Raw genomic sequence first — 21,115 nt, 5'->3', positions numbered from 1 at the left:
TCACTCATTTCCGACAGATCGATTCGCGAAACGGTTGGAGCGAGCCGGAAAGACTGGATCGTTCGTGCGAAGGTCCTGAGCGCGCTTGCTTCGAAGGGCGAATGGTCCCAGCGAGCGTGATATCCAGTCATGGCCTGACCCGTATGCAACGGCGAATGAGATTTGCCTGGAAAGCGCGCATTTGTAAAAACTCTCTCGCCGCAGAAATAAAAGGATCACCAACTGAAAATGTGGGTTGGCGCGTGGAAGATATGAATGCTACTTCGCGCTCCTTGAGTGGAATATGGGCGACGGCCCAAATACACGCAGCGATCGACCGGCTATCCTTTGTCGCTCGATCAGTCTGGCCGGCGCGCTTTTTCGGATACCTGCCCGCGGAGCGCGGGATGCTGCCGACGCGAGGCCACGCCTCTCCGCTACAAACATCTTTACCTGCAACGTCATCATGTCCATTTCACGCCACGCGTTGTTCGGCAAGCTCGGCGCAACGCTCTTCAGGAGCATCGAATCCGCAACGGCGTTTTCCAAGTTGCGCGGCAACCCGTATATCGAGCTCGCGCACTGGCTGCACCAGTTGCTCGCGCAGTCCGATAGCGACCTGCACCGCATCGTCAGACACTGCGGCATCAGCCGCGAACTGCTCGAGCGGGACCTGCAGACCGCGCTTGCCGCGCTGCCGTCAGGCGCGAGCGCGCTCACGGATTTTTCGCATCACGTCGAGACGGCAATCGAGCGCGCGTGGGTGGTCGCGACGCTGGCATTCGGCGACGGTCGGATCCGCGGCGCATGGCTGATGGCGGCGCTTGTCGAGACGCCTGAGTTGCGGCGCTTGCTGCTGGCCATTTCGCCGGAGTTCGGCAAGATTGCCGTCGACGGCCTTCACGATGCGTTGCCGGCGTGGATTGCCGGCTCCCCCGAAGCGGAGGACACCCCGTACGACCAGAGTGACTTTTCGTCGGCGGTGCCGGGCGAGGCGTCCGGTGCGCTCGCTGCATCGGTGAAGGGCGCGGCACTCGCGCAGTTTTGCGCGGATCTGACCGCACGCGCGCGCGCCGGTGAAATCGATCCGGTGATTGGACGCGAAGTCGAGATTCGCACGATGATCGACGTGCTGTTGCGCCGGCGTCAGAACAATCCGTTGCTGACCGGCGACGCCGGGGTTGGCAAGACGGCGGTGGTCGAAGGCCTCGCGCGCGCGATCGCGGCCGGCGAAGTCCCGCCGAAACTTGCCGACGTGCGGCTGTTGAGCCTCGACGTCGGTGCGCTGCTTGCCGGCGCGAGCATGAAGGGCGAGTTCGAGGCCAGGTTGAAGTCGGTACTCGAGGAGGCGGCGAAGTCGTCGGCGCCGGTCGTGCTGTTCGTCGATGAGATTCACACGCTGGTCGGCGCCGGCGGCCAGGCCGGCACCGGCGACGCGGCGAACCTGCTGAAACCGGCGCTCGCCCGCGGCACGTTGCGCACGATCGGCGCGACGACGTGGGCCGAGTACAAGCGGCACATCGAGAAGGACCCCGCGCTCACGCGGCGCTTTCAGGTGCTGCAGATCGCCGAGCCCGAGGAGCCGTCCGCGATCGATATGGTCCGCGGACTCGCGCGCACGCTCGCGAGCCATCATGGCGTCGTGGTTCTCGACGAAGCGATTCGCGCAGCCGTGACACTGTCGCATCGCTACATCCCGTCGCGTCAGTTGCCGGACAAGGCGATCAGCCTGCTCGACACCGCTTGCGCGCGCGTCGCGCTATCGCAGCATGCGCCGCCGCGCGAATTGCAGCGAATACGCGAGCGCTTGCAAGCCGCGCGCGTCGAAGCCGAGCTGCTCGGAAACGAGGTGCGCATCGGGCTCGGCAGCGAGGCCGCGCTGGCCGACGTCAAGGCGACCATCGCGACGCTCGAGCTCGAGGAAAGTGTTGTCGAAGCCGCCTGGCAGGCCCAGTCCGATGTGGCGAAGGCGCTGGCGCACGCGCGCGAGGTCGAAAGCGAGCGCGCCGCCGCAGCCGGACCTGAGGCCGAAGTGCGCGATCGCGCGGCGACCGCGCTGGAGACGTTGCGCGAGCTGGAGCGGACGTTATCGAACCTGCAGGCGGATACGCCATTCGTGTTCCCGGAAGTCGGCGAAGCGATCGTCGCCGACATCGTCTCTGACTGGACCGGTATTCCAGTCGGACGCATGATCACCGATGAGGTCAGCGCCGTTCAGGTGCTGCCCGCCACGCTGGCGGCGCGCGTGATCGGCCAGCCCGACGCGTTGCAGCAGATCGGCGAGCGCGTGCAGACGGCGCGCGCCGGGCTCGCGGACCCGCGCAAGCCACTCGGCGTCTTCCTGCTCGCGGGGCCGTCCGGCGTCGGCAAGACGGAAACCGCGCTCGCATTGGCGGAGGCGCTCTATGGCGGCGAGCAGAACCTCATCACGATCAACATGAGCGAGTACCAGGAGGCACATACGGTCTCGGGACTCAAGGGCGCGCCGCCTGGCTACGTCGGGTACGGCGATGGCGGCGTGTTGACCGAAGCGGTGCGCCGACGTCCGTACTCGGTCGTGTTGCTCGACGAGATTGAAAAGGCGCACGGCGACGTGCACGAAATGTTCTACCAGGTGCTGGACAAGGGCTACATGGAAGACGGCGATGGTCGCTATATCGATTTCCGCAATACGACCATCCTGATGACCAGCAATGTCGGCTCCGATCTGACCGCGAGCCTATGCGCGGACGAAATGCTTGCGCCGGACTTTGACGGTCTGCGTTCCGCGCTTTCGACGGAATTGCTGAAGGCGTTTCCGGCCGCCTTCCTCGGACGCGTGACGCTGGTGCCATATCGTCCGCTGGGCTCGGATTCGCTCGCGCGGATCGTGCGTTTGCATCTCGATCGAGTCGTTCGGCGGATGGCGGACAACAACCGCATCGCGCTGAGTTATGCGGCGGAGGTGGTCGACTACATCGTCGGGCGCTGCCTCGTGCAGGAGACCGGTGCGCGTCTTTTGATCGGCTTTATCGAACAGCACGTGCTGCCGCGCCTCGCCCGGCAGTGGCTCGATGCGTTTGCAGCGAAAAGCGCGCTCACGCATATGACGATCGAGGTGACCGATCCGGCCGCGGCACCTGTTGAAGCGCTCGTGGTTCGGTCGTTCTGCCATGAGTAGTCGGCTTCGCACTCGGGGACCTGCATCGCGAATGACGAGTCGTTGATCGTGCAGCGGCGTGACGAGGCGAATAGCCGGACGGTCAGGGGCTGCATGGATGCATCGCAAACGCCTCTTTTGGCATTTTTTTGCGGGCCAAAGCGCTGGTTTTTGACATCATTTTCACATATGCATGTTCAATGCCACGCGGCATGATCGCCACACCACCAGAAATCGTCAATCGAACGGAATCCTTAAAAATTGCTCGCGTTACACGATCGGGATAAGCTATAAAGACAAAAAGATCCGCATCATGCATTTGCGGCGCCCGAAGTGAGGAGCACAAATGAAAGACGTGACGAACAGCGGGTTTGCGGCTTTAAACGAGCCATTGAAACTCATGCATGTCTTTCATACAGTATGAATGCGCGTGCGAATCGACATGCGGTCATGGTAGGTTTTCGGCGCTGCCGTGCTGATCGTATGCGTCATCCATAGCGGGGCAACCATAGGTCGAAATCCGTTAAGCCTTTCAATTGCAACCGGAATGACTGGAGAACAACAATGCTTTTCTTTAATGATGGTTTCACATTCCCGAATTTTCTGGCCGACGTTTTCTCCATCTTCATCTTTATCCTGTGGTTCTGGCTGTTGATCACGGTGTCGAGCGACCTGTTCCGCCGCCATGACGTGTCCGGATGGGGCAAGGTTCTGTGGGTGATCTTTCTCATCATCCTGCCGTATATCGGCATCTTCGCGTATCTGCTCACGCAGCATCGCGGCATGGCGGAACGCGATCAGGCGCGGGTCAAGCAGGTGCGCGAAGATCTGCGCAATGTGGTGGGCTTCAGTGTCGCCGACGAAATCGAGAAGCTCGACAAGCTGAAAGCGTCCGGTTCGATTTCCGGGGAAGAGCACTCGCGTCTGCGCGCGAAGCTCGTGCAGTAAGCGTCGGTCACCTGACTGCAGCCATGGGCGAGCGGGCGCGCAGCCCGTGTCGCCTCGGCTTTTGCGCGGTGAGGAATCGTGCGATCGAACGTAACGGGAGGAACCCTTGCTTACCCGCCTCGCCCACGTTCGGAACGCTGCCGCGCGAACCGCGCGCGCGCCGCTGGCATTGCGCCGCGCCGCGCTCACGTGCGCGACGGCGTTGATGCTCGCGGCTTGCGCGCAACCGTGGCAGCAATTCCAGGCGGGTCAGGATCAAGCGGCGATCGTCGCCCGCATGGGTCCGCCGCGCGAAGTCTATGACCTGCCGGGGGGCGGCCGCCGACTGATGTGGCCGACCCAGCCGATGGGCTCGACCACCGTCGCCGCCGATATCGACGCTTCAGGCAAGATCGTGAACGTGCGTCAGGTCTTGCAGTTGAGCGAATTCAATCGCGCGGAAATCGGCAAATGGACGCGCGACGATGTGCTGATCAATTTCGGCCGCCCCGTGCAAACGCAGTTCTTCCGGCTCTCGCAACGCGAAGTCTGGTCATACCGTTATATCGAAAGCAACATCCACCACATGTTGTTCAATTTCGCGTTCGACACCAACGGCGTGTTGCGCGAGACGCAGCGCACGCCCGATCCACTGCGAGATCGCGATTTGCGACGATTCTGAACTGCGAGCTATAGCAGCGACTCGATTGGCATAATCGACAGCATCCAAACACCGAGCCGTGCGTACCACGTCGTATTCGGTTCGGTGTCGTGGCGGGTTTCGACGTCGCCGTTGGTTTCGATCCAGTACAGCTTGCCGTTTTTGTCGAGATGCACCGCGTATGCGACGGTCGGCAGCAGCGCGAGAAACTTGCGATCGACCCGCGTCGCGAGATCGGGGCTGTCGATGACGAGTCCAAGCTCGGTATTCAGATGCGCGGAGCGCGGATCGAAGTTGAACGAACCGACGAAGACCCGCTGGGAGTCCACGATGAAAGTCTTCGCATGCAAGCTCGACCCGGAGCTGCCGAACGGCCCCGGCGACTGTTCTTTCTTGTAGGTGGCGCCCGCCACGCGCCGCAATTCATACAGGTGCACGCCGTTTTGCAGCAACTCGACGCGCCGCCTCATATAGCCCGAATGCACGGCGACGACATCGGTCGCTTCGAGCGCGTTCGTCAACACCCGCACGTCGACGCCCTGGGCGGCGAGCCCGCTCAGATACTGCGTGCCCGTGTTTGCCGGCACGAAGTACGGGGAGACGAGGTCGAGCGACTTCGTCGGCTGGCCCATCACTTCGCGGAGCTGGTGGGAAATCAGCGCTTCCGGCGGCGCGTCGTTCAGGCCTTTCGCGGGGTCGTCGCTGATCATCTTCGTTTTGGCCCAGTCGAGCGGCAGCTTGTCGTCGAGCAGGTTCTGCACGACGCGCGGGCCGCGCAGCGCTTGCTTATACTCAGCGGCGGCAGGATCCTGCTCGATCGCCTGCGCATTGCGCTCCAGCGTGGCCAGCTCATCGACGCTCTCGTGCGGCAGGATCTTCCCGACCGGATACGCCGACGCGCTTGCCCAGTAGCGGTCGAAATCGCGCGAGACGTCGGTCGCGGCCGGTCCGACCGCAAGTACGTCGAGGTCGGCGAAGACGACGCCGTCGGTGGCATCGAAATACTCGTCGCCGATGTTGCGGCCGCCGAGGATCGTCGCGGTGGCGTCGGCGGTCAGGGACTTGTTGTGCATGCGCCGATTGGCGCGCGAAAAGTCGGTCACGAAGCCGAGGATTTTCGGGCTGCGCACGACGAACGGGTTGAACAGGCGCACCTCGATGTTCGGATGCGCGTCGAGCGCCGCCAGTGTCGGGTCGAGCGCGGAGGCGATGCCGAGATCGTCGAGCAGCAGGCGCACCCGCACGCCCCGGTCCGCCGCTTCGTGGATCTGTTCGAGCAGCAGCGTGCCGGTCAGATCGTCGCGCCAGATGTAGTACTGGATGTCGAGCGTGCGTTGCGCGGAACGGATCAGGTCCATGCGCGCGGCAAACGCGACATGCGCATCCGCCAGCGGATAAATGCCCGCCAGCCCCGCGTGCGCGGCCAGCTCGGGCGCGACCGCGCGACCGATATCCGTGGTGGCCGCCACCGCGGGCGACAACGCATGCGACTCCTGGCGACCCTCGAGCGACGGTAACGGCGCGCAGCCGGCCAGCAGGCTTGCGCACAGCAGCGCGCACAGCGCGCCTCTCCATCGGCGATGCGGGAACGACGGGTGGTGTATCTGCGCTTGCATGGAGTCCAGGTCTTCGTTTGGGTCGCGCGAGCCGGCCGGTTCCAGAATCGGAACATCGCGTGGCGTTGCTCGACAAAGCTTCGCTCGACCGCCTGTACTGACGGTGTCGCGCGCATGCTTGCACGCAACTTGCATTGGTTGAGAAGAATACTATGAGCGCATGCCCATCGGTGCGCCGCCCGACGCTCTTGTTGCGCAAAGCGCTTTGTCCGATGATACGAGCAGGCTGCGCGAATTCGAACGGGGGCCAACCCGGCTGCACATCGACCGCATGGTTTCCATGCAATCGAGCGTGATCCGCTCCGTGTCAGCGTAAAGGGTCATAAAGGGTCCGGTCACGGCGCCTTCGAGCGTTTCGCCCACTGTGGAGTCGAGCAACGTGAAGATCTCCCGCTTGCTGCTTGCTAGCGTGCTGCTTTTCGTGGTGGGCACCGCGCTGCAGATGATATGGCCGCTCGCGCAGCCGGCCTCGTATCACCACTTCGCCGATCAACGCTCGCTGGGGCCGCTGCACCATGCGGCGGACGTGCTGTCGAACGTCGTCATTCTGATCGCCGGTGTGTTCTGTCTGCGTTGGGTCCGGCGCCATGCGTCCGACCAGCCGGCGCAATTTCCCGGCATGGTCGTCGCCGCGCTCGGGCTGCTCTTCACCGCGTTCGGCTCGGCTTACTACCACATGGCGCCGAACGATGCGACGCTCGTCTGGGACCGCCTGCCGATGACCATCGTGTTCGCCGGCATCCTCGCCATGCTATGGACGTCGTGGAGCGGACAGCGCGTCGGCTGGGCGCAGATGCTGATCATGGTGGTCGTGTCGCCCGCCACCGTCGGCTACTGGCTCGTGTTCAACAGCCTGTGGCCTTACGCGATTCTTCAGTTCGGCGGGCTCATGCTGATCGTCGGCCTGACGCTCACGCGCAAGGTGGACGGCGTGATCGCGTGGACGCTCGTGATCGTCTTCTACGGGGTCGCGAAGATTTTCGAAAGCCTCGATTGGCAGATATGGGAGCTGACGCATCACGTGATCGCCGGCCATGCGTTGAAGCACGTGGCGAGCGGTCTCGCCGGCGCGGCGATGATTCTGGTCGCGAACGCGGCGCCGCGCTCCGTCGCGGGCATCGTGCCGCGCGGGCCGGGCGGTATCGGGCATTCGGGTACGTCGCGTTGAAGCCGCGCCATGGCGAAGTGACGCGGCCTCCGGCCGACGTCACTGCGGTTCGTACCACGAATACGTCGCCAACGTGCTTACCGGCGGCGTACCGATCTGCAGCGTGATGTCGCGCAACGACGTCAGCTCGATACTGCGCAAGTCGCCCATATAGCGGCGCGAATCGCCGTTGTCGTTGATATACGCGACCACGTCGCCCATGATGCCCGCGACGTTCGTGTTCGTCAGCGGCTCGCCCCAGATATCGAAGAACTCGCCGAGCGTATAGGTCTTGAGGTTCGGCGCTTCGATATGGATGATGCCGGTGTTGTCGTGCGTATGCATCTCATACGTGCATTGCGACAGGATGCCGACGTTCATCGGCAACGCGAGCCACTGCCCGTCCTTGATGATCGCGAGGTGCGCGTGCACGTGGTACAGCACGCTCATGTCCGGCGCGCAGGTCAGGCCGTCGACCGGCGTGCCGGTGCCGCCCGTCGAGGTCGTGCCGTTCGGCCAGAACGACGAGCCGACCACGCCTCCGAAGACGAGCGTGATCGGGTTCGGGTCGAACGGCGGCGGATCGGTCCAGGTGTAGGTGGGCACTTGGGTGACAGGCGTGCCGACCATGACCGTGATTTCGGTGTGCGGCTTCAGCACGAGGCTCGCGGGGTCGCCCGTATATTGCGTGAGCGTGCCGCCGTCGTTCACGTAGATCGCGATTGGCGAGGCGGTCAAACCCGCCACGTTCGACGCACTCAGCGTCTCGCCCCAGATCGAGAAGAACTGGCCGAGCGTATAGGTCGCGCCGGTCGTCGCGTCCATATGGATCTTGCCGCTCGAATCGACCGTGTGCACCGGATATGCGCAGCCAGTTGGCGTGGTCAGGGTCGGCTCGACCATGCCGATGTTGGGTGGCAGCGTCAGGAGTTGCCCGTTCTGGTAGATCGACAGATGCGCGTACGCGTACGCGGTACTGCGCAACCCGCAGTTCAGTCCGCTGACGGGCTGACCGGTTCCGCCCGAAGCCGTGACGCCCGCGGGCCAGATGGCGGCGCCGAGTGTCGTGCCGTCGATGATCGGCGTCGCGGCGGCGAGCTTCGGTGTCGTGGCGCTCGCGTCGGATGCGCTCGACGGGCTCGACGCGGGGGTCGGGCTAGATGCCGGTGTCGGACTGGACGCGGGCGCGGGACTCGATGCTGGCGTGGTCGCGCCAGCCGCGCCGTTCGAGCCGGTGCTGGCCGGGTCGGCGCCGCTGCCGCCCCCACCACCGCCACAAGCGGACAATGTCCACATCAGACCCACTGCGACGAATCGCGACCCCAGCCGTTGCAGCATCTCGTACTCCCATGTCGTGAGGTGAGAGGATGCGTGCAATCGGACATCACGCACAGATATAGCGCGGACATCGCACGGGCACGCGCGGCGCGGCTTCACTGCATGGATTCGGCCGTGCGCTGCCACCGCGTGACGCAGGCGCTCGCTTCGGATCACGTCAGGAGATCGAAACCGATTAGGGCAGCGTAGCAGATGGGTTTCACGAGCGAATCCGGCGCATCACAACGTTTCGCGACATTCTGCTGGCGCATTTGGAGGTGTCGACCCAGAGTTTGCCGGCGGAGCGATCTGGCGCGCTTTTTATGTGAGCTGTCATCGTTCTGTGCGAAGATCAGTGCTGTCCATCGCGCGACCGGCTGGTAAGGGGATCGCACGGCGGGCGCGTGCCCGGCCATCGCCGTCGTCCTCGGGTGACCTTGGGGTGACTCTCTGGCGCACCTGTTTGCGGATTCATGGAGCACTGACCAATGACCGACAGATTGCAAGCGTCCGTATATGTAGTGGTGCTGCTGCTGATTGTGGGCTGGGTGCTGTATATCGGGCGCGCGGTTTTCGTGCCGATCGTGTTCGGCGCGATCGCGGTATACGTGGTGGTCGACTTCACGCGGCTGCTGCAACGCATTCCGGTGATCGGCCCGCGGCTGCCGGTCCAGTTGCGCTACGGACTCTCGATGTTCCTGATCGGCGCCGCGATCTTCTTCGCGGTCGACATGCTCGTCGAGAACTACGACGCGCTCGTCGCGCTCGCGCCGCGCTACCAGGACTCGGTCCTGCTGATGATCCACAAGATTTCGACGCTGCTGCACCTCGAAAGCGAGCCGACGTGGGAATCGCTGCGGCGGAACATGCTCACACAGTTGAATATTCAGGCGATGGTGACCGGCATGCTGGCGTCGCTGTCGTCGGTGATCATCGACCTGTTCGTGATCGTGCTGTATGCGAGTTTTCTGCTGGTCGAGCGCCGGACGTTCGGCGACAAGCTGACGAACATGACCGCCAATTCGACCAACGCGGCGCGCATCCGGGGCGTGGTCACCGACATCAACCGGCGCATTGGCGCCTATCTCGCGCTGAAGACGTTCCTCGGCGTGCTGCTAGGCGGGATCTGCTGGCTCGCGATGCGCAGCGTCGGCCTCGAGTTCGCCGGGCTGTGGGCGATACTGACCGCGCTGCTGAACTACGTGCCCTATATCGGCTCGGTGCTCGCGATCGTGTTCCCGGTGCTGATGTCGGTGCTGCAGTTCGGCGACCTGAATTCGATCCTGGTCGTGCTGGTGTCGCTGACCGCGATTCACTTCGTGATCGGCAATATTCTCGATCCGTATCTGACGGGCAACTCCCTGAACCTGAGCCCGTTCGCGATTCTCGCGAGCATGGCCGTGTGGTCGGCTTTGTGGGGCGTGCCGGGCGCCTTTCTCGCGGTGCCGATCACCGCCAGCATGACGATCATTTTCTCCGAGTTCGAAATGACGCGGCCGGTGGCGGTGCTGCTGTCGAAAAACGGCCGGCTCACTTACGGCAAGACCGAACAGACCGCGTGAAGCGCCCACCATGGCGGACATATGATCGACCCGGCGCATGAAATGAAAACGGCCCGTGCGGAATAGTCCGCGCGGGCCGTCGAATGAAACACGTCTATCTCGACGCGTGCGGCTTGCCGCCGCCGCACGCTGTTGCCATCAGCGTTTAACGCTTGCTGCTTACTGCGAAGAACCCGGCCACGTCTGGCCGGTCGTCAGCCGGTGCTGATGTTGTAGGCGAACACGACGTTCTTCAGGTAGCCGCCGAACGCGTCGGTGTTCTTCGCGGTATCGTCCACAGCACCGTTGCCATCTCTTATAAATCGAAAAATTTTCGATCGGCCTTTGACGCGAGGTTCACGCAAAGCCGTGCAACAATGGCCTCGGGTTGCGGTCAGGGCCAGGGGCCGCAGCTTGTGCGTCGTTCCATCAACACGAGGCCTGCCGCTCGATGACAAAGCCTGCCTGGACGCTCCTCATGGCCGCGATCGTTCTTGGCGCGGCGGCGGCCGGGCATCGGCTATCGGTTCTAACGCGAACATATGCCCGGCTCACACGACCCTGCAGTCCAGCCGACCCCCGTCTCGGGCGGCGCCGATGCACTCGAAGACCCGGCGCTGCTGCGTCGCCTGCTGCGTGCGAAAGACCGCATCGATGCGGCCTCGCACGAAGCCTGGCCGGTGCGGCGCCTGGCTGAAGTCAGCGGCGTGTCGGAGGCGCACTTCGCGCGTTCGTTCAAGCGGGCCTTCGACGTGCCGCCACACCGCTATCTGTTGACGCGGCGTATCGAACAGGCCACCACGCTTCTGCGTGACACCAACCTCGGCATTACGGACATTGCCTTCGCGACCGGCTGGGAAAGCCTCGGCACGTTCGGCCGCGTCTTTCGCGACATTACCGGCCTGAGCCCGAGCGAGATGCGCGTGCAGGCACGCGCCAACCACGCTGAACTCGATCGCGTGCCCGCCTGCGTGCTGAAGGCCGCGCAACGCCCCGATCTGACGACCGCAGTTCTGGAAAAGCGCCGCCGCGTGGTCGGCGACACTGCCGAGCCTCCTACCAGCGAGACGTCGTGAATGAGGGAATCGATGTGGTCGGCGCGCACGTTGACGATCAGAAGGGACGCAGCGCTCGCGTTCGACGCGCGAGCGCCGCGATGCCGATGCCCCGCTGCCTTTGCGAAGCGCTTTAGCGTCTCGCGGCCTCCGGCGGCGTCGCGTGGCCGACCGATCCGATCGGCGCGCTCGGTTACTCGGAGGACGAGATTCGCGCGGTCGTCGCCGAAACCGGCGCGCCAGCGTGCCGAAGGCCGGGCAAACGCCCGAACCTGCCGATCGCAGTTTTGGAGAAGCGCCGCCGCGTGGCCAGCGATACAGTCGAACCCTCAACCAGCGAGGGAGGAGTTATGAATCAGGGTATCAATGTGGTCGGTTTGTACGTCGACGATCAGGATGCGGCGCTTTCGTTCTACGTCGACAAACTCGGCTTTCGCGTCCACACCGACGTGCGCAACGGTGCTTACCGCTGGCTCACGGTCCAGCACCCGGAACAGCCGACTTTCCAGTTGGGACTGTTCGCGCCGGGGCCCCCGGTCCACGATGAAGCGACCGCGCAAACGCTGCGCGCGATGGTCGCGAAGGGGGCGATGCCGCCATTGGTGCTGTCCGTTGCCGACTGTCGCGCGAGCTACGAGCAATTGAAGGCGCGCGGCGTGGAATTCACGCAGGAGCCGGTGGATCGTTTTGGCAGCGTCGATGCGGGCTTTCGCGATCCGGCGGGCAATGGATGGAAGATGATCCAGGCGGCAACGGGCAAGTGAGCGTGAGCGATCCGCCGCGCGGGCGCGGCGCGCAGCCGCATACGGCCGGCGCTGCGTCGCACGATCGCGACGCAGCGCCGGCCGTCATCCCGGACCACTGGACTACCGCACTCTCACTGCTGATGCTGCTGCAGATACTGCCGAACGTCGTTCAACGTCACGCGGCCCGAATGCGCGGTATCGATCTCGTCAAAATGCCTGGCGATATAGCCGAGCCCATCGCTTTGCGCCTGGGCCTTGGTGATCGACGAGCCGTTGCTGAGCACCGATTTCGCGCCCAGTCTGCTCTCCACGCGCTGCTGAGCCTGCTGCTGCAGCGTCGAGCCGGTGGTCGGCGCGACCGCGTTGGCACGATTATGAGGAAAGAACGGACCGTCCACGCCGTGTCCGCCGTTGGGTAGCGTCACGGGCGCCACCGGCTGGGGCGGCAACGCATGCGCACTGCCGACGATCACACCGAGGACGATCAACGTCAGAGTGCGTCGCAAGATATCGATTGAAGACATGATCATTCGCCATAAAAAGTAGTCAGAGGGTTTCGCGCGAAGCGAAACCACCATCGATCAGGGCGCGGCCGCGGCGAGCGCCTCGCTCGTCGGCGTAGCGGCTGACGCTTCGTCGGCCCACGGCTGAGGCAGCGTCGCGAGCGTCAGCGCGCCCGCTATCGGCGTACCGCCATAGAAGGCCGCGAGATCCGCCTTCATCTGCGGGCGCGCCACGTCATCCAGATAAATCATATGTCCGCCCTGGAAGAAGTTGACCTGCAGATTCGGGTTGAGACCCTGGACTGTCTTGAGCCGCGCGAGCTGCTTCTCGGTATTGAAGAACGGCGTGGCGAGATCGTGGAAGCCGTTTTCCGCCAGCACCTTCAGTTGCGGATTCAGCTTTAGCGCGCCGAGCAGATCGGGGATCGTGTCGGGCAGCGGCTGGCCGCCGTGCGAGAAATCCCACACCTCGATGATCGCGTCGTTCAGCGGCATGTACGCCGCGTTCGGCGCCGTGTAACCGAGGTAATCCGGCATCTGTGTCGCCAACGCATTGGTGAATGGCAGCGAGATCAGGATGTCCGACGGGTCGCCGTCGCTCTGCAGACGCGAGTCCGAGTTGGGCAACGACACGCGACCATCGTAGCGGCCTATCGTCGAGCCTGGCACCAGCGTGAGGTTGAACGGATTGATGTTGAAGTAGCCCTGCATCGCCTGCAACGTGAGACCGGATTCGGCGTCCCAGACCTTCTCCAGCCACGTCGGCGGGAAGTTCGGCGGTCCCGCGTAGGTGGGCGCGCCGAGCTGGCTCAAGGTCCAGTACAGCGAATAATTCTTGAACAGGTTGTAGTTGGCGGTCACGAACGCCTCGCTGCGAAGCGCGTAGGTCGCCTGACTCACTGGCGCTGGCGATACCTGGTTGTAGTACGCCGCGACCTCGGCATAGCCCGGCATGTAGCCGCTCAATGTATCGGTTTCGAGCGCGAGCTGGTCGGGCGAACCCGTGATTGCCACCGCCTCGATCGCATCCGCGAAGTAGTTCAGGATCGAAGACTGCAGCGTGATCCCCGTCAGATGCACGCCGGCCGATTCGAGCGCGAGCGCGAGGATGTCGGTGCGAGGCGTGCCGTACGATTCGCCGTACAGATAGATCGGCGAGCTGCTGCGTGAATTGACCGTCAGGTAGCGGATGATGAAGTCGCGCATGATGTTCGCGTCGGCATCGGTGCTCCAGTAGGTCTGGTTCGTGTTCGGCAGGATCGCTTCGGAGAGGCCCGTGCCTGGCGGATCGATGAACACGAGATCGGTCGTGTCGATCAGGCTCTCGGTGTTGTTCACAAGCGGATAGTTCGGCCAGCTGGTGCCGTTCAGCAGCGGATCGGTGGTCGCGACGCGCGTCGGCGCGAACGATCCGAGACGCAGCCAGATCGACGAAGAACCCGGCCCGCCGTTATAGACGAACGTAACGGGACGCGGTTTGCCATTCGTGCTCGGCGCCGTGTAGGCCACGTAGGACATCGTCGCTTCGGGTGCGCCGCTCGTCAGATCCATTGCGGTCAGGTGGCCGGTGGTCGTCGTGTAATTGACGGTGGTGCTGCCGGACGTCCATTGGTAATGCATGATCGCCGCTTTCTCCGCGACCAGCGACGCGGCTATCCCGGACGTCGCACTCGTCGAATAGGTGGTGAGATCGGTGTAGGGCTGATTGGCGGATGGCGTCTGCGGCGCCGACGCCGCTTGCGCCTGATTGGCGACCTGCGCCATGCCGCTTGGTACCGCCGACGCCGACGAACCTCCGTCGCTGCCGCCGCATCCGGCGAGGATAACGATTCCGAGTGTCAGCGCGCTTAGCGCGGCGAGCCGGCCATGACGACGGACGCGACCATCGTCGGTATTCCTTCTGTCTGGTTTCATCTCGTTTCCTGGTGAGTGATACCGCTACACAAAGGCCGCTTTTCGCAGTGCATTAATTCAAAATGCTTTCATAAATATTTCCATTCACTTTCTGCAATTGCTAATTGAATGGATAAAGGAATTCCCTGTCGATTTATCTCGACATTTCAAGAGAAATTTAAAATTGAATCTTTCCGATGCTTACAGCAAGAGTGAAAATAGGATGCGAAATGCGGTCTTGTCAAGGATCAAGCGGCGATTATGCGATTCAGAATAAAGTCGGATCTTGTGGAGGAGTAGCGCTTTGAGATCGAGCGCTGGCGCGGTCGCCGCCGCATGGGGGGAAGAAAAACGCTGGCGGATTTATCCGAATTGCATTGAATGGCGACGAGGAACTGCGGATTTTCGTGGCTATGTCGTCGGAATTAATTGCGTTTGATAAATATAACTGAATGGTAAATTTAACCGGTGAAAATGTGTCCTCAATAGAATTAAAAAAATAGCAGGCTGGGGAATTTCCGTCCGGGCGGCGTCGATCGCTTCGGCGAGCGGGGCGGCGGTACGCCCGTCACGCTCGTGGCCGAATTCGGTACCACGTAACAATCACTGCCAGCAAGAACGCGACATAGGCGACTACGAACACCCAGCCCGGAAAGTCGTAATACAGCCAGGCGCTGACCCAGCGCTGTATGAACCCTTGCGGACCGACCGTTCCCGTGCGCAGACGATCCTCCAGAACGGTTAACGGACACGGCACATTGAGCACCGCAAGGGTCGCCACGATACCGATGGCGAGAACATGTACCGTCCGGAATGTGCGATTGCGCGCCCACGGGAGTTGCAAACCGTGGGCGATCCAGATGGCGAATAGTCCGCCGACGATAAACACCACGATCAGCGCGTGCAGCACGAGAACAATATTGGCGAGCCAGATCATTCTGCTTCCATTGGGACTAGCCGCACGACACTCGCTTAACGATGCCGCGAGGACTCACTGCCCATTGCCATACAGATCGAGCAGCATCAACGTTACGCCATTGGTCCACCCGAAGCCGTCCTGAAGCGGATACTCGCCACCCCCGCCGCCGCCTTCGCCCGCGCCTTCCACGACGTACTTCTCGACGAGCTTGTGCTGCGTGTTGTAGACGTTCTCGACGTCCGCGAGAAAGCGCGTGCCGATCGGTTGCGCGAGGTCGGCGCGTCCGTAGCGCTTGAGGCCCTGAATCGCGATCCAGTGCAACGGCGCCCAACCGTTCGGCGCGTCCCATTGCTGTGTGGTGTTATAGGTCGACGTCGTGAGGCCGCCCTGCTTGAGCAGCACATTCTCCACGGTTCGGGCGGTCTTCCACGCGCGATCGGGCCACGCCACGCCGGCCATCAGCGGATACAGCATCGCCGGTGTCTGGTTGTCGCGCGACTTGCCGAGTTGCCAGTCGTAGTCGCCGTAGTAGCCGTTGCGATTCCACAGATAGCGGTTGATGCCTTCCGCGCGCCGCGCCGCGTAGCCGATGAACTGCGCGACGCAACGGAAGTCGCGTGTCTCCGAGCAGCCGCGCGCGATCGTCGTCTCCAGATGGAACAACAGGCTGTTCAGATCGACCGGGATGATCGATGTCGTGCGCACCGTTGCGAGCGTCTGGTTGTCGCCGAACCAGCGTGAGCTGAAATCCCAGCCGCTTTCGGCGGTCGCGCGCAGATCGCGGTAGATCTGGTTGGCCGGCCGGCCGCTCGCCTGCGCGGTCTGCACGTCCTCGAGGTACGACTCGTCGCGCGGCGTGTCCAGATCGTCCCAGTAGCGGTTCAGCACGGTGCCATCGTTGAGCACGACCACATTGCGCGTAGCGCCGCCGCGCGGCGTGCTGGACGAGCCTTGCATCCAGTACGCGTACTCCTTGCGCAGTACGGGCAGGTACTTCTGATAAACCTTGTTGCCTTCCTTTTGCGCCGCGAGCTCCACCATATACGAGTAGAACGGCGGCTGCGAGCGGCTCAGATAGTACGTGCGATTGCCGTTCGGTATGTGGCCGAACGTATCGATCATGTACGCGAAGTTGTCGAGCATATCGTCGACGAGATCTTCACGCCCGGACTCCTGCAGCCCCAGCATCGTGAAATAGGTATCCCAGTAGTAGCCTTCGCGAAAGCGGCCGCCCGGCACGACGTATGGTTTGGGCAGCGGGATCAGCGAGCTGTAGTCGGGCGCGCTCGTCGTCGTGCGCGTGAGGCCGTTCCAGAGCCAGTCGATGTGCTCGCGCAGACTCTGGTTCGGCGGCGGCGTGATGCTCTGATCGGGCGGCGGCGTGAAGTACTGGCTGACGAATTTCTGCAGCGAAAAGTCGGGCTGGTTCTTCTGCGTTTCGTATAGCTCGACGATCGCGGCGGGATTGCCATTCGGCGTCGCGTCGACGAACGTCTTCTGGTCGGCGAAGATCTGCGCGGTTTGCACGGCGACGAACAGATCGCCGTACAGAATGTCGGGCGCCGGCGGCAGCGTGGCGCCCACCTGGGTATCGGCCAGACAGCTCGCGGATGCGAAGACGAGCGAGGCGATGCAGCCGACGCCGAGCGTGATCGGCGAACGCCGCGGCACGAAGTACTTACTTGAGCTGGGGAAGAGATCGGCGGTTGATGCGGTGCTGCTGCGAGACAGTGATTGAATGCTCATGATGCCTCCAAGGTTGTGGGCATTTCACTGGTCTCATCGCGTGCCATTCGAGGTCGTCTCCCGGCGACATGCGAGTCCGACACGAGGTGGCCGGATCAATGGCTCCGAAAGCATCGCACGCTTTCGAAGCATCAGGCAACTGCGGCGCAGCAGAGCGTGCATGCATTCAGCATGAAGAATGAAACGTGATGAACGAGGGAGAAGGTGCGCGTAATGGCGTATCCGCGCTTGCTTCGTGATTCGAAGCAATGGAAGCGTTGATCGCGAGCGATTCCGCGGCAGAAACCGCTCAGCGAGCAAGCGGCGTACCCGCGTCGACCATTCGGCAGCTCGACGCGGGTACGCAAGAACAACGAGAAAATTACTGCGCGACAGGCTGAGTCACGTCCGTGCCGAACCAGTGCATCGAGATCTTCTTGAGCGTGCCGTCCTGCTTCATTTGGGTCAGCGCGTCGTCGAGTGCTTTCGCGAACTTCGGATTGTCCTTGCGGAACGGGATGCCCATTTCCTGCTCGGCGCCTTTCAGCACCGCGCCCGTACGCAACGGCAACTGCGAGTTCTTGATGATGTATGGCAGCATCAGCCGGTCGTCGATCGTCGCATCGATACGCCTGGCGGCGAGATCGCGCAGTTTCTCGGGCGCACCCGGATAAGTTTGCACGTTGATGCCAGGTACCGCGCGGGCCATCTGGTCGTAGTTGGTGCCGAGCGTCACGCCGATCTTCTTGTCGCCCTTGAATTCGTCGAGCGATTTGAACTCACGCTTGTCGTCCGCCCGTTGGATCAGCTGCGCGGCCGAGTACGTGTACGGCTGGCTGAAATCAAGAACCTGTTTGCGTTGCGGGGTAATGGTGACCTGATTGATGATCACGTCGAATTTGCCGCTCTGCAGCGCCGCGATAATGCCGCTCCACTCGGTCGGAATGAATACCGGCTTTACGCCGAGTTTCGCCGCCACGGCTTTCGCGACATCGACGTCGAAGCCTTCGAGCTCGCCGTCCTTGTTGCGCGAGTCGAACGGCGGATAGGTGCCTTCGAGACCGATCTTCAGGACTCCGGCCTGTTTGACCGAGTCGAGCAGATCTTCGGCATGAGCCGCGACCGCGGTAAAGCTGAGAGCCGAGAGCGCCAACGCGTTTATAAGCAGCTTCGAAAGTTTCATTGAGTGTCTCCTCTGTACTTGAGTATCAGGCTGCACAACGCAACGATTTCACCATCGTGTCGGCAACCCGGCAGTGTCGCTTCGTGGAACAAGCCGGGTTGCGCGCGTCATCCTAGCACTCCAGAAGTCGCCTGTTTTATCTTTGTTCGGAAGCGGCCGCGCGCGGATGAAACTCCGGCTTCGAAAAATCGCAGAACTCCCGCGTGAGGCTTGCGACGTGCGAATAGAGCCGCTGCGGCCCGTCGTTGCGATAGACCGCGTAGTACCGTACCGGCGGCAGTTCCGGCTGCGAATACAGTACCGCTGTGATCGGGCGGCATACGCCCGACGGACGCGTGATCGCCAACGACAGCGATTTCGTCATGTACCTGCTCGAAAGCCAGGACGTCGGCGTGATCCAGGGCGCGCCACCTCTACGCTCTCACCACAGTCACCCCAGCCGCTTCGATCGGCTTCGTCAATTCCGCGCGGGTCTTCTTCTCGACCACGATGGTCTGCGCGAGTTTGATCTCGCCGATCACGAACCGCGATGCGGCGTTCAGTTTCGACGACGACGCGAGTACGACCGTTTCCGCCGCCCGCGCGGCGAGCGCGCGCTTGATCGCGGCTTCCTCGAAGTCACCGGTGCTCAGCCCAGCGCTGGGATGCACGCCGGTCACCCCCATGAAGTACAGGTCGGCATGGATGCGCGAAATGCCTTCCATCGCCGCGGCGCCGACGGCCACGATCGAATGTTTGTAAAGCCGGCCGCCAATCAGGATCACCTCGACACAAGGATGCGCGGCAAGCGCCGTGGCGACGCTCGGACTATGCGTGACGATGGTCGCGTGCAAATCGGACGGCAGCGCCTGGACCAATAGCGCCGACGTGGTGCCGCCGTCGACGATCACGGTTTGCCCCGGCGCGATCAGCTCGACCGCTCGCCGAGCGATGCGCCGCTTGGCGAGCGTCTCGATGTCCTGACGCTGCTCGAATGACGCGAGCGCCGCCGACGCGGGCAACGCGCCGCCGTGGACGCGCTGCAAGCGCCCCTCCGCGGCCAGTTCGCGTAGATCGCGGCGGATCGTGTCTTCCGACACGCCAAACGCCGCGCTCAGCTCGCCTGCCAGGACCTGCCCGTTGCGCGCGAGTTCGTCGAGGATCGCTTTCTTGCGTTGGGTCGTCAACATTGCATTGCACGAAATATCTTGAAATTGCACGAAGTTGCACGATACCATGAATCATTGTCGATGGTCGACAGGAGGCGCCATGACCGCAACGAAAGACCGGGTTCGCATCGTCGGAACGACCTTGCTATCCGACGACTGGTACATGCTGAAGAAGGTGACGTTCGACTTCCTGCGTCGCGATGGCACATGGCAGCGGCAGAACCGCGAGACCTACGATCGCGGCAACGGCGCGACGATCCTGCTGCACAGTCCGCGCACCGGCAACGTGATACTCACGCGACAATTCCGCATGCCCGCGTTCGTGAACGGTCACGACGGCATGATGATCGAAGCACCGGGCGGGTTGCTCGACAACGCTTCGCCGGAAGAACGCATCCGGCTCGAAGTCGAGGAGGAAACGGGGTATCGCGTGGGGCAGGTCCACAAGATTTTCGAGGCCTACATGAGCCCGGGATCCGTAACCGAAAAGCTCTACTTCTATGTCGGCGAGTACGACGCGTCGATGCGGGTCAACGACGGCGGCGGCGTCGAGGATGAAGGGGAAGATCTCGAGGTGATCGAAATGCCGTTGCAAGCCGCGTTGCGAGCGGTCGACGCAGGGGAAATCGTCGACGGCAAGACGATCATGCTGTTGCAGTACGTCGCCTTGCGTGGGTTTGCGTCAGCGCGCGCAGCCTAGTTGCGTCGCGAGTTCGTGCAGATCGTCGACGATGAAGTCCCACGCCTCGTCCGCCTTCAGATCGCTCGTCTGTTGAGGGCCATGCTCGGTGGGCCGCACGACGAACGCGGTGCTCAAGCCGACGCGCCGGGCAGCGACGAGATCGTCGTTATGTGCGGCCACGAGGCATAATTCGCGTGGCGCAATGCCGAGAATTTCCGCCGTTTCGCTATAGACCATCGGCGAGGGTTTATATGCGCGGACGACTTCGGCACCGAGAATGGCATCCCAAGGCAGACCGGCACGCTTTGCCATGTCCACCATCAGGCGAATGTTGCCGTTGGATAGCGGTGCGATGATGAAGCGCGCCTTCAGGCGCCGCAATGCGTCGACGGCATCGAACCAGGGGTCCAGCCGATGCCAGGCCAGGTTCAACTCATCGATCTCCGGTTCGGGAACGTTGGCGATGCCGAAACGCGCCAGCACTTTGACGAGGTTTTCCCGGTGCAGCACGTCGAGACGCACATACGGTCTGCGTCCAATACGCACTTCTTCCATCGCGGGCGAATACTCGCGTCGCCATGCGTCCGCGAAGTCGGATGCGTCGAGATTCGGCGCGTGCCGCTGCAGAAACGGTTGCGCTTCGCGCGCGACGCCGCTTCGCCAGTCAACCACGGTTCCGAAGACATCGAACACGAAAGCTTTGATGGCGGTTTGATGCGTCGAGTCGATGCCCATGACCTTCCTTTGTGGCTCTGACGGGAACCACCCATCTTAGATGCGTGTCAGGAACTTCGCGCCAGACCTGGTAGGCAGTATGACTTCCTGCGGGACAGAGGCTGGCCTGCCGCAACGGAATCAAACGCGGGTTAGCATTGCTGTCAGAGCCGCACGGTGCGGACGTGCCGCACCCGGCGATTTCCGACGCGGAGGCCAG

Annotated in this window: 19 protein-coding genes; 8 read left to right on the top strand and 11 right to left on the bottom strand. The window is 62.7% G+C overall.

The window, feature by feature from the left end; translation table 11 throughout:
• Positions 1-445 precede the first annotated feature (445 nt).
• Entirely contained in the window at positions 446-3,139 is a 2,694-nt protein-coding gene (gene tssH, locus F6X39_RS09775) for a type VI secretion system ATPase TssH (RefSeq protein WP_187616465.1), read from the top strand.
• Positions 3,140-3,221: 82 nt separating this feature from the next.
• On the opposite strand, the gene F6X39_RS09770 is transcribed toward tssH, so the two are convergent.
• Positions 3,222-3,437 (bottom strand): hypothetical protein, encoded by a 216-nt coding sequence (locus tag F6X39_RS09770; RefSeq protein ID WP_187616464.1) that lies wholly within the window; start codon positions 3,435-3,437, stop codon positions 3,222-3,224.
• Between the two features lie 245 nt (positions 3,438-3,682).
• On the opposite strand from F6X39_RS09770, the gene F6X39_RS09765 reads away from it, so the two are divergent.
• Both F6X39_RS09765 and F6X39_RS09760 read left to right on the top strand, forming a co-directional pair.
• Positions 3,683-4,066, top strand: a complete 384-nt coding sequence (locus F6X39_RS09765; protein ID WP_184023711.1) for an SHOCT domain-containing protein — start codon at positions 3,683-3,685, stop codon at positions 4,064-4,066.
• A 106-nt stretch (positions 4,067-4,172) separates the two neighbouring features.
• Entirely contained in the window at positions 4,173-4,727 is a 555-nt protein-coding gene (locus tag F6X39_RS09760; protein WP_409259948.1) for a hypothetical protein, read from the top strand.
• 8 nt (positions 4,728-4,735) lie between these two features.
• On the opposite strand, the gene F6X39_RS09755 is transcribed toward F6X39_RS09760, so the two are convergent.
• Positions 4,736-6,322 (bottom strand): phospholipase D family protein, encoded by a 1,587-nt coding sequence (locus F6X39_RS09755; RefSeq protein WP_187616463.1) that lies wholly within the window; start codon positions 6,320-6,322, stop codon positions 4,736-4,738.
• Positions 6,323-6,701: 379 nt separating this feature from the next.
• Here F6X39_RS09755 and F6X39_RS09750 point away from each other — a divergent pair, with 379 nt between their 5' ends.
• Positions 6,702-7,490: a hypothetical protein gene (locus F6X39_RS09750; protein ID WP_187616462.1), complete on the top strand. Its 789-nt coding sequence runs from the start codon at positions 6,702-6,704 to the stop codon at positions 7,488-7,490.
• A 39-nt stretch (positions 7,491-7,529) separates the two neighbouring features.
• Here the strand turns inward: F6X39_RS09750 and F6X39_RS09745 are convergent, their stop codons facing one another.
• Positions 7,530-8,807 (bottom strand): hypothetical protein, encoded by a 1,278-nt coding sequence (locus F6X39_RS09745; protein ID WP_187616461.1) that lies wholly within the window; start codon positions 8,805-8,807, stop codon positions 7,530-7,532.
• 467 nt (positions 8,808-9,274) lie between these two features.
• Here F6X39_RS09745 and F6X39_RS09740 point away from each other — a divergent pair, with 467 nt between their 5' ends.
• From F6X39_RS09740 to F6X39_RS09730, 3 genes are all read left to right on the top strand, one after another.
• A complete protein-coding gene (locus tag F6X39_RS09740; protein WP_184061789.1) occupies positions 9,275-10,348 on the top strand; it encodes an AI-2E family transporter in 1,074 nt (357 codons plus the stop codon).
• A gap of 521 nt (positions 10,349-10,869) precedes the next feature.
• Positions 10,870-11,403: a helix-turn-helix domain-containing protein gene (locus tag F6X39_RS09735; protein WP_187616460.1), complete on the top strand. Its 534-nt coding sequence runs from the start codon at positions 10,870-10,872 to the stop codon at positions 11,401-11,403.
• 329 nt (positions 11,404-11,732) lie between these two features.
• Positions 11,733-12,146 carry a VOC family protein gene (locus F6X39_RS09730; protein ID WP_090810736.1) on the top strand — a complete coding sequence of 138 codons (414 nt, stop codon included), beginning with the start codon at positions 11,733-11,735 and terminating at the stop codon, positions 12,144-12,146.
• Positions 12,147-12,259: 113 nt separating this feature from the next.
• Here the strand turns inward: F6X39_RS09730 and F6X39_RS09725 are convergent, their stop codons facing one another.
• The 7 genes from F6X39_RS09725 to F6X39_RS09695 form a co-directional block, all read right to left on the bottom strand.
• The gene (locus F6X39_RS09725) at positions 12,260-12,658 is read right to left on the bottom strand and encodes a 2-oxoglutarate dehydrogenase (RefSeq protein ID WP_187616459.1); all 399 of its coding nucleotides are present in this window, start codon (positions 12,656-12,658) and stop codon (positions 12,260-12,262) included.
• 51 nt (positions 12,659-12,709) lie between these two features.
• The gene (locus F6X39_RS09720) at positions 12,710-14,545 is read right to left on the bottom strand and encodes a S10 family serine carboxypeptidase-like protein (protein WP_187616458.1); all 1,836 of its coding nucleotides are present in this window, start codon (positions 14,543-14,545) and stop codon (positions 12,710-12,712) included.
• Positions 14,546-15,092: 547 nt separating this feature from the next.
• Entirely contained in the window at positions 15,093-15,461 is a 369-nt protein-coding gene (locus tag F6X39_RS09715; protein ID WP_187616457.1) for a DUF2784 domain-containing protein, read from the bottom strand.
• A 54-nt stretch (positions 15,462-15,515) separates the two neighbouring features.
• Positions 15,516-17,189 carry an alpha,alpha-trehalase TreA gene (gene treA / locus F6X39_RS09710; protein ID WP_187616456.1) on the bottom strand — a complete coding sequence of 558 codons (1,674 nt, stop codon included), beginning with the start codon at positions 17,187-17,189 and terminating at the stop codon, positions 15,516-15,518.
• A 361-nt stretch (positions 17,190-17,550) separates the two neighbouring features.
• Positions 17,551-18,351 (bottom strand): transporter substrate-binding domain-containing protein, encoded by an 801-nt coding sequence (locus F6X39_RS09705; protein ID WP_184023733.1) that lies wholly within the window; start codon positions 18,349-18,351, stop codon positions 17,551-17,553.
• Between the two features lie 136 nt (positions 18,352-18,487).
• Positions 18,488-18,715 carry a hypothetical protein gene (locus tag F6X39_RS09700; RefSeq protein ID WP_187616455.1) on the bottom strand — a complete coding sequence of 76 codons (228 nt, stop codon included), beginning with the start codon at positions 18,713-18,715 and terminating at the stop codon, positions 18,488-18,490.
• A 49-nt stretch (positions 18,716-18,764) separates the two neighbouring features.
• On the bottom strand, positions 18,765-19,520 hold the full coding sequence (locus F6X39_RS09695; RefSeq protein ID WP_187616454.1) for a DeoR/GlpR family DNA-binding transcription regulator: 756 nt from the start codon (positions 19,518-19,520) through the stop codon (positions 18,765-18,767).
• 79 nt (positions 19,521-19,599) lie between these two features.
• Here F6X39_RS09695 and F6X39_RS09690 point away from each other — a divergent pair, with 79 nt between their 5' ends.
• On the top strand, positions 19,600-20,199 hold the full coding sequence (locus F6X39_RS09690; protein ID WP_187616453.1) for an NUDIX domain-containing protein: 600 nt from the start codon (positions 19,600-19,602) through the stop codon (positions 20,197-20,199).
• Here the strand turns inward: F6X39_RS09690 and F6X39_RS09685 are convergent.
• Entirely contained in the window at positions 20,182-20,916 is a 735-nt protein-coding gene (locus F6X39_RS09685) for a haloacid dehalogenase type II (protein WP_187616452.1), read from the bottom strand. The two genes, F6X39_RS09690 and F6X39_RS09685, sit on opposite strands and share 18 nt — an antisense overlap.
• Positions 20,917-21,115 lie beyond the last annotated feature (199 nt).

Origin of the sequence: Paraburkholderia sp. UCT2, assembly GCF_014397665.1 — a bacterium.
Lineage (GTDB): Bacteria > Pseudomonadota > Gammaproteobacteria > Burkholderiales > Burkholderiaceae > Paraburkholderia > Paraburkholderia tuberum.
This window is presented reverse-complemented; position numbering and strand designations above follow the sequence as displayed.

Coding starts and splice junctions, on each gene's coding strand:
- F6X39_RS09725 (WP_187616459.1), bottom strand. CDS start 12,658: ATGATCATGTCTTCAATCGATATCTTGCGACGCACTCTGACGTTGATC.
- F6X39_RS09735 (WP_187616460.1), top strand. CDS start 10,870: ATGCCCGGCTCACACGACCCTGCAGTCCAGCCGACCCCCGTCTCGGGC.
- F6X39_RS09715 (WP_187616457.1), bottom strand. CDS start 15,461: ATGATCTGGCTCGCCAATATTGTTCTCGTGCTGCACGCGCTGATCGTG.
- F6X39_RS09700 (WP_187616455.1), bottom strand. CDS start 18,715: ATGACGAAATCGCTGTCGTTGGCGATCACGCGTCCGTCGGGCGTATGC.
- F6X39_RS09755 (WP_187616463.1), bottom strand. CDS start 6,322: ATGCAAGCGCAGATACACCACCCGTCGTTCCCGCATCGCCGATGGAGA.
- F6X39_RS09770 (WP_187616464.1), bottom strand. CDS start 3,437: ATGCATGATGCGGATCTTTTTGTCTTTATAGCTTATCCCGATCGTGTA.
- F6X39_RS09690 (WP_187616453.1), top strand. CDS start 19,600: ATGACCGCAACGAAAGACCGGGTTCGCATCGTCGGAACGACCTTGCTA.
- F6X39_RS09730 (WP_090810736.1), top strand. CDS start 11,733: ATGAATCAGGGTATCAATGTGGTCGGTTTGTACGTCGACGATCAGGAT.
- F6X39_RS09720 (WP_187616458.1), bottom strand. CDS start 14,545: ATGAAACCAGACAGAAGGAATACCGACGATGGTCGCGTCCGTCGTCAT.
- F6X39_RS09685 (WP_187616452.1), bottom strand. CDS start 20,916: ATGGGCATCGACTCGACGCATCAAACCGCCATCAAAGCTTTCGTGTTC.
- F6X39_RS09705 (WP_184023733.1), bottom strand. CDS start 18,351: ATGAAACTTTCGAAGCTGCTTATAAACGCGTTGGCGCTCTCGGCTCTC.
- tssH (WP_187616465.1), top strand. CDS start 446: ATGTCCATTTCACGCCACGCGTTGTTCGGCAAGCTCGGCGCAACGCTC.
- treA (WP_187616456.1), bottom strand. CDS start 17,189: ATGAGCATTCAATCACTGTCTCGCAGCAGCACCGCATCAACCGCCGAT.
- F6X39_RS09765 (WP_184023711.1), top strand. CDS start 3,683: ATGCTTTTCTTTAATGATGGTTTCACATTCCCGAATTTTCTGGCCGAC.
- F6X39_RS09740 (WP_184061789.1), top strand. CDS start 9,275: ATGACCGACAGATTGCAAGCGTCCGTATATGTAGTGGTGCTGCTGCTG.
- F6X39_RS09745 (WP_187616461.1), bottom strand. CDS start 8,807: ATGCTGCAACGGCTGGGGTCGCGATTCGTCGCAGTGGGTCTGATGTGG.
- F6X39_RS09695 (WP_187616454.1), bottom strand. CDS start 19,520: ATGTTGACGACCCAACGCAAGAAAGCGATCCTCGACGAACTCGCGCGC.